This is a genomic window from Psychrobacter sp. Marseille-P5312 (genome assembly GCF_900291405.1).
In the GTDB taxonomy this organism is placed as follows: Bacteria; Pseudomonadota; Gammaproteobacteria; order Pseudomonadales; family Moraxellaceae; genus Psychrobacter; species Psychrobacter celer.
Map to the genome: position 1 here is coordinate 3029346 of NZ_OLML01000001.1, position 12887 is coordinate 3042232.

Sequence of the window (12887 nt, forward strand, 5' to 3'; positions counted from 1 at the left end):
ATCTTCTCTATATAAAATGACCGTTTGATAAAGATAGTGTGATAAATCTGGAGGTATAAAATGTGAGCGCTCAGCATTCTAACCGATGCAGCGTTTTAGCCCCGTCATCTGCAAGATACGCGTGGCAATCTCTTCTACCGACATCTCAGAGACATCGAGGCTTGGGATGCCATGAGTGATATAAATACCTTGTATGGCGCGCTGCTCTTGCTGACACTGCTGATAGCTCGAATAACGGCTGCCCGCGCGGCGCTCTTGGCGAATCTTGACCAAGCGATCGGTATCAATCAGTAAACCAAACAGCTTGTCTTTGTGTTCGCGCAGGGGTTTTGGTAATTGATTGTCATACAGATCATCTTCGGTCAATGGATAATTAGCGGCGCGAATACCGAATTGTAACGCAAGATATAGTGACGTCGGTGTTTTGCCCGAACGTGATACCCCTACCAAGATAATATCGGCAGCATTATAATGGCGGGTGCGCGCCCCATCATCGTTATCTAAGGCAAAATGTACCGCGTCAATACGTTCTTTATACGTCTCGGAGTCGACATCATCATGAGCATGACCTGAATGGCCGTCTGGCTCTACCCCAGTCTCTTCTGCGACGCGGCCGATCAGCCCCTCATACATATCCAAGTTACAGCTGTGCGCTGAGTTGATTGTTTCGCGAATCTCGGGGCTCACGATGGTATCAAACACCAATGGCAGCAAACCATCACGCTGATAAGCCATATTGATTTGCTCAACCGCATCCTCAGCACGCTCTAGGCTATCGACATAAGGCAACACTCTGGTCTCAAAAGGAACCGAGGAAAACTGACTTAAGATCGCACGGCCCAGCGTCTCCGCCGTAATCGCCGTACCATCTGAGATAAAAAACGCGGTTCTGATGGCCTGAGAGCTGTCCAAGTTTAGCGCGTGGCGGTTTTGAATGGTGGGCTTGACTTGTTCAGCTGGATTGCTTGAGTACATGCGTGGATACCTCGGTTGAAAACTCATCGATTGAAAACTCAACAGGAGTCTTCATTTAGTTTTTGTCTATTATATGGCGTTATCTGATATGTTGTCTGATATATAGCATCTGGGTCTTTATTATACATACCGTGCACGGCTGAGCGCCCTGTTTTTCTGCTGTATATTATACGCATAATAGAAGTCTAATAGAAATCAATGTTACAGGCGTACACTTATCACCAACATCCATGCCGGCACAAAGGCTGTGCGCGGCAAAGGCGATCAAATAGCCGTGCCATACCTCCTAAAAACCAGCCACGTTATGTGGTTTTTGAGGCGACGGGCTTTATAAAACATCCATCGATGGCTTTAGTGGTTATCACTGCTGGTAGTTTTGGTAAAATCAGTCGAAACGGTGGGCGCTTGGAGATATCAACAAACGGATTTTTTTCTTAGCTTTTTTGGACACAGATAGCCCTTTATAATTGCTGTTTTTATAGCGTCATCATAAATTATGTAGCAAATCCGACAATTTGTATCTTTTTCACAAGTTTTTTTGGTCAAACCCCTCGAAATTCTACAAATATAGCGGTATAATTCACCGTTATAATCTTTACTAAATAACCTTATTTTCTGGAGTTATCATGGCAGCGCAATCTACAGCACTTGTAATCAATCTAGATCAGTTAGGAAAAGACGACATCGATATGGTCGGTGGTAAAAACGCCTCACTCGGCGAGATGATCAGCCACCTATCTGATTTAGGCGTTAGTGTTCCAGGCGGTTTTGCGACGACTTCCAATGCGTTCAATCGTTTTTTGACCGAAACAGGCTTGCTCGATAAGATCAACAACGAGCTAAAAGCGTTAGATGTTAACGATGTCAACAAACTTGCTGCCACTGGTAAAAAAATCCGTACTTGGATCATTGAGCAAGCGCTGCCAAGCGACCTTGAGCAAGAAGTACGCAAGTCATTTGAAGCCATGAGCGGCGGCGAAGACATCGCGGTTGCGGTACGTTCTTCTGCGACTGCCGAAGATTTGCCAGATGCGTCATTTGCTGGTCAACAAGAGACTTTCTTGAACATTCGCGGTATTGATAACGTCCTAATCGCTATTAAAGAAGTATTTGCCTCTTTGTATAACGACCGTGCCATCTCTTATCGCGTGCACAAAGGTTTTGAGCACGAAGGCGTGGCACTATCGGCTGCTGTACAGCGTATGGTACGCTCAGAAACAGGCGCCGCGGGCGTGATGTTTACCCTTGATACCGAAAGTGGCTTTGATCAAGTGGTCTTTATCACCTCAAGTTATGGCCTAGGTGAAATGGTCGTACAGGGCGCGGTGAACCCAGACGAATTCTATATCTCTAAAAAATTACTCGCCAATGGCAAGCCTGCCGTTATTCGCCGTAACCTCGGTAGCAAGCATAAGAAAATGGTGTATGGCGATGAAGGCAGCACGTCAAAATCAGTGAAGACCGTTGATGTTGAAAAACAAGATCGCATGCAGTTCTCACTCACCACAGAAGAGCTAACCTCACTTGCCAAGCAAGCGGTCACCATCGAGCAGCATTATGGCCAAGCGATGGATATCGAGTGGGCGAAAGACGGTGACAGCGGTGAAATCTTCATCGTACAGGCGCGCCCTGAGACCGTCAAAAGCCGCCAAGACAGCAATGTCATGGAGCGTTATGTCATCGATACCACTGATGCCAAAGTACTGTGCGAAGGTCGTTCAATCGGTCAGCGTATCGGCTCAGGTAAAGTACGTATCGTCACCAACCTAAACGAGATGGACAAAGTAGAAGAAGGCGACATATTAGTCTCTGATATGACGGATCCAGATTGGGAACCGGTCATGAAACGCGCCTCTGCGATCATCACCAACCGCGGTGGCCGTACCTGTCACGCGGCTATCATTGCTCGTGAGCTAGGTGTACCAGCGATTGTTGGTTGTGGTAACGCCACTGAGCTATTGGTCGACGGTCAAGACGTCACCGCCTCTTGTGCCGAAGGCGACACAGGCTTTATCTACGAAGGTCAGATCGACTTTGAAGTACAAACCAACTCTGTCGAGACCATGCCAGAGCTAGCATTTAAAGTAATGATGAACGTCGGCAACCCAGACCGCGCCTTCTCATTTACCCAAATGCCAAACGAAGGTATCGGCCTTGCTCGTCTTGAGTTTATCATCAACCGTATGATTGGTGTGCATCCAAAAGCGCTACTAAACATGAATAGCTTGCCACGCGAAATCTCACAAGCCATTCATGAGCGTATCGCAGGCTATGCCTCACCTGTCGATTTTTATGTTGATAAATTGGTCGAAGGTATCTCAACCCTAGCGGTTGCCTTTATGGACCAGCCTGTCATCGTTCGGATGTCTGACTTTAAATCAAACGAATATGCCAACCTATTGGGTGGTAAGCTATACGAGCCATCAGAAGAAAACCCAATGCTAGGCTTCCGTGGTGCCAGCCGTTATGTGTCTGACAACTTCCGCGACTGCTTTGAGCTTGAGTGTAAAGCACTAAAACGTGTCCGCGACGAGATGGGCTTGACCAACGTTGAGATCATGATTCCATTCGTTCGTACCACTGACGAAGCACGTCAAGTCATCGAGTTGCTTGAGAAAAATGGCCTAAAACGCGGCGAGAATGGTCTACGCGTTATCATGATGTGTGAGCTACCGACCAACGCTCTATTGGCAGAAGAATTCCTTGAGCATTTCGATGGTTTCTCAATCGGCTCTAATGACTTGACTCAGCTAACGCTCGGTCTTGACCGTGACTCAGGTATCGTCTCTCACTTATTTGATGAGCGCGACCCTGCGGTTAAGAAACTGTTGACCATGGCTATCGAAGCTTGCCGTAAGCAAAACAAGTACGTCGGCATCTGTGGTCAAGGTCCATCTGACCATCCAGATCTAGCATTCTGGCTCATGGAACAAGGCATCAGCTCTGTGTCACTAAACCCTGACTCAGTGCTAGACACTTGGTTCTTCTTAGCTGGTGAAGACAAGAAATAAGCCGTTACATTAAGTCACGACGGTGACTGACACAGTCATTACAAGTACTACTTTTAGGGTCTATTTGATTTTTTCAAATAGACCCTAATATAATGTGAGACAAGTAGTGGCTTAAAAACAGTGACTTAATATTTGACTAACTATGCAGGCAATTATGCAAATTTTTCTTGCTCGAAATAACGTACAAGCTGGTCCATACAATTTGGAGCAGCTCAATATCATGTTGGCATCTGGCGAAGTGGTGCTAGATGATCTGATGTGGCATGAAGGCTTGGAGCAATGGCAACGTGTCGGCACCTTAACCAACAACCAAACGGTCTATACACCCGCTCCGGTTAATGGCGCTGAGGTCAATGACTCTATCATTAACAACGTCACTATCTTTCCAGAAGACAATGCCTCAGGTAAGCAAACCGACAAGCCTGTGTCTTTAGATAGACTGTACGGCAAGCCTGAGCGTAAAGATACGGCGAATAATACCAAGGTCGACATGACGACCAATCGTCACCACACCCCGCATCACAACGTCTCATTAAACAAAACTCAGCTGAATAAAGCTGCCACCAACCAAGATAAAGTCGTTGGCGACGTCGTACTAGCGCCAATTATGTCACGGGTCTTAGCGACTGCCATCAATGGACTGCTATATCTGCTGGCGATATTTCCGCTGGTGATGGCACTGACCAAAATGGATGTCGACTATAGTAAGTTTCAAAACATCCAAGATATGGACGCCGCGTACCAGTACTCAATGACATTGATGGAGAGCCTACCTAGTAGCACATTGATGATGTCGCAAATCATGGTGTTTGGCCTATTTGCGCTGCAACTGGTATTTATTGCATTACGCGGGCAGTCACTGGGTAAGCTAATCACTGGTATTCGTGTGGTCGATCAAACCACTCATCGCCTGCCCTCATTTACCAAGCTCATCGGTATGCGTACATTACTGCTGTTTATTATTTATAATTTGCTATTTTCGTTTACCAGCTTTTTAGGATTTGTCGTTGTCGCCGTTCATTATTATATGGCCTCCAAAAGCCCTGAAAACATCGGTTGGCATGACAAACTGGCTAAGACGTTGGTGGTCAAAGCCGACAGCAGTCAGCTGACAAAAAAGCCAACTCTGAAATAATCAACCGATAAATAACAAGCTCGATCTCTAAATTTATCCTTAAATACCTCTTTAAATACTGAAAAAGCAGCGCATGATCGTGGCTTTTTTAGTATTACCGGCAATGCGTGAGTGATTAACCTTTGTATTAGCCACTCACTACTGTTATAATACGGCGCTTTATAAACTAAGCTTATCTCCAAGATCTTATAAGAACTATTTTTATAAATAGGATTTTATAAAACTGGGCGTTGGGTTTACCTTATAAATCTCCTTGCTACTGACATAGGGTCAATAGCTACTAATCCGTAAGGAGTCATAATGCGACATTACGAACTGGTGTTACTTGTACACCCAGACCAAAGCGACCAAGTGGTCGGCATGGTTGAACGCTATATCAAGTTGGTTCAAGACAACGGTGGTGCTATCCATCGCCTTGAAGATTGGGGCCGCCGTCAATTGGCTTATCCAATCAACAAGATTCACAAAGCTCACTACGTTCTTTTCAACATCGAAACTGACGGTGATACTTTAGCTGAACTTGAAGAATTATTCCGCTATAACGACGCGATCATTCGTAGTCTAGTTATGCGCCGTGACGAAGCTGTCACTGAAGAGTCGCAGTTAGCCAAGAATGCCGATGAAAAACGCGCACGCAAAGCAACTACTCGTCGTCCAGACAATCGTGAAAACGACGACAACGACAACAGTGAAGACTAATTAAAGGAGAATACTCATGGCACGTTTCTATCGCCGTCGCAAATTCTGCCGTTTCACTGCTGAAGGCATCACTCACATCGACTATAAAGATGTTGAATTGCTAAAACAGTACATCAGTGATAATGGTAAAATCGTACCAAGCCGTATTACCGGTACGTCTACTAAGTATCAGCGTCAACTAGCCACTGCTATCAAGCAAGCTCGTTACCTTTCACTACTTCCGTATACTGACAACCATCAGTAATTTAACCGTTAACTAGGAATGACTCATGCAAATTATTTTGTTACAGCGTATCGTCAACCTTGGTAAACTCGGTGAAACTGTCGATGTAAAACCAGGTTACGGTCGTAACTTTCTTATCCCTCAGGGCAAAGCGCTACCTGCGACCAAAGCTAACATTGAAAAGTTCGAAGCACGTCGTGCTGAGCTTGAAGCTGAAGAAGCAAAAGAAATCGCTACTGCTCAAGAGCGTGCTGACGCATTAACTGACGTTAATGTCATCATGCGTGCTAAATCAGGTGACGAAGGCAAGCTATTTGGCTCTATCGGTACTCGCGATATCGCTGAAGCATTGACTAACTCAGGTCTAGAAGTAGACCGTGCTGAAATCAAGCTACCTGAAGGCACTCTACGTCAAGTGGGCGAATACAATGTTGATATTCAGCTACATCATGACGTGACTGCTAGCATCTTGGTTACTATCTTGTCTGAAGATGGCGACAATGAAGACGCAGCTGACGATGTAGAAGACGACAACGAAGATTACTCAGAAGAGTAAGCCTTTGTAGCAGTCTAAAAAAGCCAGTGACATCATGTCGCTGGCTTTTTTTATTGCTGATCGCTGCTAATCTCGCTTGACTTATTTGTTGCGACCCGATGATATACTCTAGCAACTATCTGCAATAAAACCTTAAATATCTTATACTTAATGATAAGATAACCTCTATAAAACCCTCTATATATTTAATTATCTGACTGTTATCCTATAGCCCTCTCATTTGTTGATAGGGTACGACGAATAGTATGCCAAATAACAATACGTTGAACGATAAAACATTAGACAGCCGTGTGATAAATACCAATGATAAATTGCTATGTATCCAAGGTAATAAGTTTTATGCAGAAGGTGAGATTTATACTGTCGGTAGAATTGTAAATAATAAGTATTTTCAACTGCTGACTGGCAGTAATGACGATCACTGGTATGCCACACTAGATGAAAGAGGTATTTATGTCAGCTTCGATTCTATGACGCCTGATAATAACAAAGCATGGTTTGATAAGATTGCTTAAATGATGCAAAAGCCCTTGTCCATCGCTGCAGAAGATAAAATACACTGGTCATTACACATGGCCAGTTTTTTGCTATGAGCCTTTTTATTAGAGCATGTCATTAGGGTATATTTTCAATTGTATTATCGTGGAAGCTGGCATTGAAAACACGCTCAAAAAAGAAAAGGCAAGTCTTGGCGCTCCCCGTACGCCACTGAAGCTGGCCAATCTGCTGCTATCTTCGGCACATCCTGCTCAGCATCAATCATCTTGGCAGCAGTTATCCAGCCTGCATGACCGACTGCTAATATTGGTTTTTGACCACTATTTTGTGCAGCCATGTCATTTAACCAGTTCTCCACACGCTCAAATAACTGCTGCAAGCTCTCGCCACCATCAGGCGCAAAGTGAGCAAAGTTAGCACACCAGTCATCGATCTCTTGCTTGGCGATTTGCGCCCAATCTCGACCATCCCATTGACCAAAATTAATCTCAGCGAGCTCAGGGGCGACATGACAAGCAAAACCGCGCTGCGCCAATATCTGCCCGACTTTGAGTGAGCGCTGTAATGGGCTTACCCAGATCACCTTTGGCAGTTGATGCCGCCGCACAAAACGCTCGATACGATGCGCCAGACGTTTTAATTTGCGCTTATCGACGGCCACATCACTTTGGCCGATGCAGCGCCCATCAGTGGCCATGGGTTTTGGATGCCGCCAAATATAAAGTGTCATTGGTGGATTTGCCTCCTGTTTTTTTATAGTCAATTCACCATAAAATAAACACAGTGCTACTGGGATGAGTTTTTCGTAGCATCTGTCTGCGTAGGCACAGCAAGCAAGGAAAATTTATACCAGTAGCGCGTCATAATACTTGTACTCTTTTCATTTAGGACTGACTATATACTTCAGACAAAAGGTATAGAAGCAGCCAGCCCCGCATATATGGCGATTTCACTTACCTGCTGCGTCGCCCCTAGCCCATCGCCCGTATAGCCATCTAAACGCCTACGTAATAAGCGGCGCATATAGTCTGTCGCCAGCAGCGCCAATATCAGCGCTACTATCCATTGGCTCAGACCAATCTGCTGCACAGTGCTCGGAAACAAGTAAACAACGAGCGCGCCTGCCACCAATAGCCAACCACTACTAAACAGCGCTTGTAGCGGTGTCAGCTGCTGCGCCATCGGTTTGGCCTTGGCATGCTCGACCTCGCCGCCATACGGCAATAGCGCAAGCAAACTGATACATAATAAGCGCGACGCGGTATGAGCAATAATTAGCGCGACGATAGCCACCGATGACGGCATGGACGCCAGTAAAGAAATCTTAATCAATAGCGCCGACACCAGACCTAACACGCCATAAGTGCCTAAGCGCGAGTCTTTCATAATCGTTAAAGTGCGCTCGCGGGTCAGACCACCGCCCAGTCCATCACAGCTATCGGCAAGGCCGTCTTCGTGAAAGGCGCCAGTCAGCCTTATCCCAAAGACCGTACTTATCACCGCCGCGACCAAGGGCGTAAACAACAAACTAGCCAGCCAAAACACGCCAGCACAAAGCAGCCCAACGAGCAAACCAACGGCGGGAAAATGACGACTACTCTGGTGTAACCACTGCGGATCGTAGGTTTTAAACACGGGCACCGGCAGGCGCGTCAAAAACTGCACCGCAACCAGTAACAGTATGCCTTCTTGTTTGATACATTGATCAATGCTTGGTGGCTTATTTAGTAACTTTGACATTAGCTGTTTTGCTCACTGATGCCAGCATCACTAAAGCTTGCCATCTCGTTTATAAAGCTGCAAGCGGACTGCAATAGTGGATAAGCAAGCGCAGACCCACTACCCTCGCCCAGACGCATACCCATATCGAGTAATGGCTCAGCGTTTAGCAATTTTAATAAATGCGCATGTCCTGGCTCGACTGAGTGATGAGCAAAGATGGCATACTGCGCGACACCTGGCGCTAGATGCTCGGCAGCCAATAGCGCACTACTGGCAATAAAACCATCAATTAATAAAATACGGCGCTCACTGGCGGCTTGAATCAGTGCCCCTGCCATCATGGCGATCTCAAGCCCGCCTAATGCCGCCAGTACTTCTAATGGCGTCTGTGCGTTTTTATGCCGCTGCAACACTTGGGTCAAAACTGTTGTTTTATGCTGTAGTCCCGCATCGTCAAGTCCCGTACCGCGGCCGATACAATCAGTAATCGACACCTCACCCAAGCGTGCCAGTAACAGACTCGCCGCCGACGTATTGCCAATACCCATCTCACCGACGATGAGCAAATTACCTGCCAAGTCTTTAGCCACTTTCATACCATTGTTTAGAGCAGCGATGCACTCCGCTTCGCTCATGGCAGGCTCGCTAAGAGCATCTCGGCTACCGTATCGAACTTTATAATCGAGCAGCTGCGGATGGTCTTTAAAAGGAGAATTGGCAAAGTCTGCATCTACTCCCGCATCGACGACCTTTAGCTCGATATCATGCTGACGGGCAAACACATTGATCGCCGCACCGCCTTGCAAGAAGTTATAAACCATTTGCGCGGTGACAGCACTTGGATAGGCCGAGGTGCCATGTTTGGTTAAACCGTGATCGGCAGCAAACACTCGAATTTGCGGCTGATAAATCTGCGGCCTCGTCGTCCCTTGAATCATGCCGATTTGCAGCGCCAGCGACTCTAAACGACCCAGCGCGCCACGTGGTTTGGTTTTGAGGTCGATGATTTGCTGTAGATGCTGGCGTAGCTCGTTGTTTTCTATCGTGGCAATGGTTGGGGCAGTAAAGGTGGGCAAGATAGTCAAGACAGTCATCCTAATGTCGATGCTATTAAACAAAGAGTACATACTAGCAGAGTGTGGGGTTTTTGGCATAACCAAAGGCAGTCGACACCGACTACTATGCTAAATAAATTTCCTCGCTGCCTGTATTTGCTATAGAATATGCGCCTTTAAAAACTCATATCATGACTGCTGTTGTTCTATGTTGGCTTTGCTTGATGGCAGGTGTTTGCTGATAAGCATATCAGCACTGACACAAGCACGAGCATAACCAGCGACACAAGCCGTGATGATATCCACCCTATTATGTAGAGACAGTAATGATTGTATTTTGGCTTGTGCTGACCATTCTTTTTATTATTTTTGCCACCGCAAAGCTAAAATGGCATCCGTTTTTAGTGCTGATCCTATCTGCCTTTTTGGTCGCGCTATTTTATCAAGTACCGCTCAACACCGTCGCCAAGACTATCTCTGATGGCTTTGGTGGTATCTTAGGCTATATTGGTCTGGTCATTGTTTTTGGTACTATCATCGGGCTTATCCTAGAAAAAACCGGCGCCGCCATTGTGATGGCGGAGTCTGTCATCAAGGTTTTGGGGCCACGTTTCCCGACTTTGACCATGTCTATCGTCGGTTCTGTCGTCTCAATCCCTGTATTTTGTGACTCAGGCTATATTATTTTAAACTCATTAAAAGAGTCTTTGGCCGAGCGCCTAAAAGTATCTAGCGTGGCGATGAGTATCGCCTTGGCGACAGGTCTATACGCCACTCATACCTTTGTGCCGCCAACCCCAGGGCCCATCGCTGCAGCGGGTAACTTGGGCTTAGAGTCCAATCTGGGTTTGGTCATCATGGTCGGCGTGGTGGTGACAGCTGTTGCGGTATTGGCCGGCTGGTGGTGGTCCAATCGCTTTTTGAATGTTACACCTGATAATACAAGTGCACCCTCAGCGACAATACCTGACAATATCAAAACTCGCGATGATTATGGCAGTATGCCGTCAGCCACGATGGCGTTTTTGCCGATTATCGTGCCTATCGTCTTGATTTGCTTATCTTCTATTGCCAACTTTCCAAGCGCGCCTTTCGGTAGCGGCACGCTGGCAGACATCCTCATCTTTATTGGCAATCCTTTGACAGCACTGCTCATTGGGCTATTTTTATCGTTTTTACTGATCAACACTGAACAAAAAACGCAGGAGATTAGCGATAGCATCTCGCAAGGCCTCGTGGTGGCAGCCCCTATCTTGCTCATCACTGGCGCAGGCGGTGCGTTTGGCGCTATGCTAAAGATTACACCCATTGGCGACTATTTAGGCACCACACTATCGGCATTAGGGCTGGGTATTTTTATGCCATTTATCGTCTCGGCTGCGCTAAAAACCGCGCAAGGCTCGACCACTGTCGCGCTGGTCACCACCTCAGCGATGGTCGCACCGTTATTGGATCAAATTGGTCTCGACAGCGAGCTTGGCCGCGTGTTTTGTGTGATGGCGATTGGCGCCGGTGCCATGACAGTCTCGCACGCCAACGACAGCTTCTTTTGGATTGTCAGTCAGTTTAGTCGTATGAGTGTCGCGCAAGCGTACAAAGCGCACTCCATGGCGACTGGCATTCAAGGTATGACCAGCATCCTCTTTATCTGGCTGTTGACCTTGGTATTTATTTAATTGCTGGTTTATAAAATTGAATCGACTGTATAAGCAAAAAATATAAGATAAGCAAAGAGACATACATGAATATTTTAATTGCCCCTGACTCATTTAAAGAAAGCTTAGAAGCGCTAGATGTGTGCCGCGCTATTCAGTCTGGTTTTAGTCAGGTGTTTGCCAATGCCGACTATACGCTGCTGCCCATGGCTGATGGCGGCGAAGGCACCTCTGCGGTGCTCTCTTATGTACGGGGCGGACGCTGGAAAGAAGTGCTGGTCAACGATCCACTCATGCGCCCCATCACCGCCAAGTATCTATTACTAGAGAATGAGACGGCCGTGATTGAGATTGCACACGCCTGCGGTCTGCATTTATTGACGACGGATAAGCGCAACCCGCTAGCCACCAGCACTTACGGGGTGGGTGAGCTGATCGCCGATGCGTTGGATGAAGGCGTCAAGCGCATCATTATTGGGCTAGGCGGTAGTGCTACCAACGACGCTGGACTCGGTATGCTAACGGCGCTGGGTATTACGTTTTATGATCATGATGGCGTGCCTTTGGTACAAGGCGGTAGTGCGCTTGCTCATCTGTCACAGCTAGATATCTCACAACTACATCCAAAGCTGCGAGATACCACCTTTGAAGTGGCCTGTGATGTGACCAATCCGTTATGCGGATCATCGGGCGCCAGTGCTATCTTTGGGCCACAAAAAGGCGCCAGTCCTGAGCAAGTGGCGCTACTAGATAAGGCGCTAAGTCATTTTGGAGAGGTATCTGAACAGTATGGCTATCAAAGCTGTCAAGACGTCGCTGGTGCCGGCGCTGCAGGCGGTCTTGGCTTTGCCTTGATGAGCTTTTGCGGCGCTCGCCTAAAGTCAGGGTTTGATACCGTAGCCGAAGCGGTCAGCTTACCAGCGCACATTGCAAACGCTGACTTGGTGATTACTGGTGAAGGCAGGCTCGATGCCCAAAGCGCCATGGGCAAAGTCGCAGGTGGTATCAGCCAACTTGCCAAAGCTGGCGGCAAACCTGTGATTGCCATTTGTGGTAGCGTGGACAAACTGACCGCGGCTCAAGCCAGTCACTTTGACATCGTCATGCCCAGTATCCAAAAACTAGATAGCCTAGATAAGGTATTAGGCAGCGCTTATGACAGTATCGAGACCACTGCGAGCAATATTGCAGCGGCTATTAAACTTGGGCAATCTCTCGAGCAAATATAAAGCCACTGCCCTGATCATTAAACAGTAGAAAAAACAAAATACGTACCTTTTTTAGGTTAGCCAGCTTTTTACTGCCTCGATGATAATTGGTGTGCAAGACCCAAACGTAGAAGAGCTGGCCGAGCGCAT

At 46.9% G+C, this 12887-nt stretch carries 12 protein-coding genes; 8 read left to right on the forward strand and 4 right to left on the reverse strand.

Going from position 1 to position 12887, the window contains the following annotated elements; translation table 11 throughout:
- Positions 1 to 78 precede the first annotated feature (78 nt).
- A complete protein-coding gene (locus C6W44_RS12930; protein WP_105246239.1) occupies positions 79 to 975 on the reverse strand; it encodes a pyruvate, water dikinase regulatory protein in 897 nt (298 codons plus the stop codon).
- 626 nt (positions 976 to 1601) lie between these two features.
- Between C6W44_RS12930 and ppsA the strand changes: the two genes are divergently transcribed.
- The 6 genes from ppsA to C6W44_RS12960 all read left to right on the forward strand — a co-directional run bounded on the left by ppsA (position 1602) and on the right by C6W44_RS12960 (position 7114).
- A complete protein-coding gene (gene ppsA / locus C6W44_RS12935) occupies positions 1602 to 3986 on the forward strand; it encodes a phosphoenolpyruvate synthase (protein ID WP_105246241.1) in 2385 nt (794 codons plus the stop codon).
- 154 nt (positions 3987 to 4140) lie between these two features.
- Positions 4141 to 5121 (forward strand): RDD family protein, encoded by a 981-nt coding sequence (locus C6W44_RS12940; RefSeq protein WP_227526447.1) that lies wholly within the window; start codon positions 4141 to 4143, stop codon positions 5119 to 5121.
- A 300-nt stretch (positions 5122 to 5421) separates the two neighbouring features.
- Positions 5422 to 5820: a 30S ribosomal protein S6 gene (gene rpsF, locus C6W44_RS12945; protein WP_075102154.1), complete on the forward strand. Its 399-nt coding sequence runs from the start codon at positions 5422 to 5424 to the stop codon at positions 5818 to 5820.
- Between the two features lie 16 nt (positions 5821 to 5836).
- A complete protein-coding gene (gene rpsR, locus C6W44_RS12950) occupies positions 5837 to 6064 on the forward strand; it encodes a 30S ribosomal protein S18 (RefSeq protein ID WP_058368567.1) in 228 nt (75 codons plus the stop codon).
- 25 nt (positions 6065 to 6089) lie between these two features.
- The gene (rplI, locus tag C6W44_RS12955; protein ID WP_075102155.1) at positions 6090 to 6599 is read left to right on the forward strand and encodes a 50S ribosomal protein L9; all 510 of its coding nucleotides are present in this window, start codon (positions 6090 to 6092) and stop codon (positions 6597 to 6599) included.
- Between the two features lie 245 nt (positions 6600 to 6844).
- Positions 6845 to 7114, forward strand: coding sequence for a hypothetical protein (locus tag C6W44_RS12960; protein ID WP_227526448.1), 270 nt, complete (start codon positions 6845 to 6847; stop codon positions 7112 to 7114).
- Between the two features lie 152 nt (positions 7115 to 7266).
- On the opposite strand, the gene C6W44_RS12965 is transcribed toward C6W44_RS12960, so the two are convergent.
- The 3 genes from C6W44_RS12965 to cobT form a co-directional block, all read right to left on the reverse strand.
- Entirely contained in the window at positions 7267 to 7827 is a 561-nt protein-coding gene (locus C6W44_RS12965) for a histidine phosphatase family protein (RefSeq protein WP_105246245.1), read from the reverse strand.
- Between the two features lie 173 nt (positions 7828 to 8000).
- The gene (cobS, locus tag C6W44_RS12970) at positions 8001 to 8837 is read right to left on the reverse strand and encodes an adenosylcobinamide-GDP ribazoletransferase (protein WP_105246247.1); all 837 of its coding nucleotides are present in this window, start codon (positions 8835 to 8837) and stop codon (positions 8001 to 8003) included.
- Complete coding sequence (cobT, locus tag C6W44_RS12975) at positions 8837 to 9913, reverse strand: nicotinate-nucleotide--dimethylbenzimidazole phosphoribosyltransferase (RefSeq protein ID WP_105246249.1); 1077 nt, start codon at positions 9911 to 9913, stop codon at positions 8837 to 8839. The genes cobS and cobT overlap by 1 nt, the downstream gene beginning before the upstream one ends.
- Positions 9914 to 10200: 287 nt before the next feature.
- On the opposite strand from cobT, the gene C6W44_RS12980 reads away from it, so the two are divergent.
- Together C6W44_RS12980 and C6W44_RS12985 are read left to right on the forward strand one after the other, a co-directional pair.
- The gene (locus C6W44_RS12980) at positions 10201 to 11550 is read left to right on the forward strand and encodes a GntP family permease (protein WP_105246251.1); all 1350 of its coding nucleotides are present in this window, start codon (positions 10201 to 10203) and stop codon (positions 11548 to 11550) included.
- Positions 11551 to 11615: 65 nt separating this feature from the next.
- A complete protein-coding gene (locus tag C6W44_RS12985) occupies positions 11616 to 12758 on the forward strand; it encodes a glycerate kinase (RefSeq protein WP_105246253.1) in 1143 nt (380 codons plus the stop codon).
- Positions 12759 to 12887: the final 129 nt, after the last annotated feature.

Bases quoted from the DNA above. Each gene is read 5' to 3' on its own strand.
- C6W44_RS12930 (WP_105246239.1), bottom strand. From the start codon at position 975: ATGTACTCAAGCAATCCAGCTGAACAAGTCAAGCCCACCATTCAAAAC.
- ppsA (WP_105246241.1), top strand. From the start codon at position 1,602: ATGGCAGCGCAATCTACAGCACTTGTAATCAATCTAGATCAGTTAGGA.
- C6W44_RS12940 (WP_227526447.1), top strand. From the start codon at position 4,141: ATGCAAATTTTTCTTGCTCGAAATAACGTACAAGCTGGTCCATACAAT.
- rpsF (WP_075102154.1), top strand. From the start codon at position 5,422: ATGCGACATTACGAACTGGTGTTACTTGTACACCCAGACCAAAGCGAC.
- rpsR (WP_058368567.1), top strand. From the start codon at position 5,837: ATGGCACGTTTCTATCGCCGTCGCAAATTCTGCCGTTTCACTGCTGAA.
- rplI (WP_075102155.1), top strand. From the start codon at position 6,090: ATGCAAATTATTTTGTTACAGCGTATCGTCAACCTTGGTAAACTCGGT.
- C6W44_RS12960 (WP_227526448.1), top strand. From the start codon at position 6,845: ATGCCAAATAACAATACGTTGAACGATAAAACATTAGACAGCCGTGTG.
- C6W44_RS12965 (WP_105246245.1), bottom strand. From the start codon at position 7,827: ATGACACTTTATATTTGGCGGCATCCAAAACCCATGGCCACTGATGGG.
- cobS (WP_105246247.1), bottom strand. From the start codon at position 8,837: ATGTCAAAGTTACTAAATAAGCCACCAAGCATTGATCAATGTATCAAA.
- cobT (WP_105246249.1), bottom strand. From the start codon at position 9,913: ATGACTGTCTTGACTATCTTGCCCACCTTTACTGCCCCAACCATTGCC.
- C6W44_RS12980 (WP_105246251.1), top strand. From the start codon at position 10,201: ATGATTGTATTTTGGCTTGTGCTGACCATTCTTTTTATTATTTTTGCC.
- C6W44_RS12985 (WP_105246253.1), top strand. From the start codon at position 11,616: ATGAATATTTTAATTGCCCCTGACTCATTTAAAGAAAGCTTAGAAGCG.